This window comes from Vibrio sp. 10N.222.51.C5, assembly GCF_041474575.1.
In the GTDB taxonomy this organism is placed as follows: Bacteria; Pseudomonadota; Gammaproteobacteria; order Enterobacterales; family Vibrionaceae; genus Vibrio; species Vibrio crassostreae_C.
The window spans coordinates 1-1,390 of record NZ_JBFRUJ010000091.1; the positions used below are offsets into that span (position 1 = coordinate 1).

Annotated in this window: 1 protein-coding gene; it reads right to left on the reverse strand. The window is 44.6% G+C overall.

All coding sequences use genetic code 11. The annotated features are described in order from the left end of the window. Nucleotides 1-13 precede the first annotated feature (13 nt). Nucleotides 14-1,282 carry an IS4 family transposase gene (locus tag AB4558_RS21560; RefSeq protein ID WP_017068666.1) on the reverse strand — a complete coding sequence of 423 codons (1,269 nt, stop codon included), beginning with the start codon at nt 1,280-1,282 and terminating at the stop codon, nt 14-16. Nucleotides 1,283-1,390: the final 108 nt, after the last annotated feature.

The window sequence follows — 1,390 nt, forward strand, 5'->3', positions numbered from 1 at the left end:
CATAGACAGAACCTTAAGCACTAAGCTCAGCGTAAATTCCGTCTAACGTAATGTTTTCTTTAGACTTCCTCTGCGCGGACTTTTGAGCGTTCCTTGATATATAACTGGTAGCCCATTCGATTTTATTGCTGATTTCTGACCATGCGCCGTGACTGATACATTCAAATATTGGTAACAGCCAGACATCCACATTTTTTGCCGCTTTAAACAATGAGACCGATGGCATTATCTGAAGCGCAATACTACGCCTAATGATCAGCGCAAGTAAACTGGCCCAGATGAGCCCATCAACGATGGCCTTTTGTGCGGTGACAAATCGTTGCCAGTTGGTGTGAGACTTTAACTCTTTAAAAAGCAGTTCCACCTGCCATCGACAGCGGTAGATCGCCATGATGTCATCGGCAGTAAAGGTGTCTGAAGGTAAGTTAGTTATCCAAATGCAGAATCGTTTTTCTTCAGCAAACCATCGTCGCACGACTCTAAACTCTTGTTTACCTCGACGGACTTTTAGGTCAAGGACCTGCGAACGGTTGGTACCTCGAGTAATGTCTTTCAGCTTCTTCCCTTCTAGCTTAGGCAGCAGTCGCCCCTTGCCGTTCCTTGCCTCAATAATCATAGGGTTCAGAGACTTAGCACCTCGGACAATATAGAATCCGCCATGCTGTTCAAGCTCTCGAAAGAAGTGGAAATCAGGATACCCTGCGTCAGCTAACAGCAATTTGTTGTTCATCGTTTTGGGCTCAGGTAAAAAATCTCTTTCTGATGCCGTATCAGCGCTGATGTTCATCGCGACTGGAGAAAAGCTTTTCAACGACATTGTCATATGACATTCAACCGCTGCAGGGTTACGTTTAAATCGACTCGGATAAACATCCGCCAGGTCACGATGGATGTGGAAAGAGCTGCCATCTTGAAGCAGTACATCATCAAAGGTGTCGAGCTTATTTGGTAGACCGACATTCTGCTGGCGAGCAAATTGAGCTATTGCTCGCATAACAAGTTGCCGCATGAAATTAGGAAACTCATTTTTCCTCAACTGGTTATGGTAAGGCTTGTATGCCACGGCACCTTCAGGGCTCAAGCACATCCCATTGAATTGTCGCAGTAAATCCGCAATGGAAGTGCAGTTTCCTTTGCTTAACGCGGCCACTAAGCTAATGACTAGCTGCTCGGGTAATATCGCCCGACACCGTTTCATCAGGCCTGTACTTTTCGCCATTTTTTGGAGGGTGTCAGCATTAAAGAATTGCTTAAATTGCTTCTGTAAGGAGATAATCGTCATCGGCTTCACTATTGATGTAGGTAGTTTGTTTGGCGACGATTATCTGATCATAAATGAAGCCTTTTTTCTATCTAAATAAACAAGTTAGCTCTTAAGATCCTGTCTATG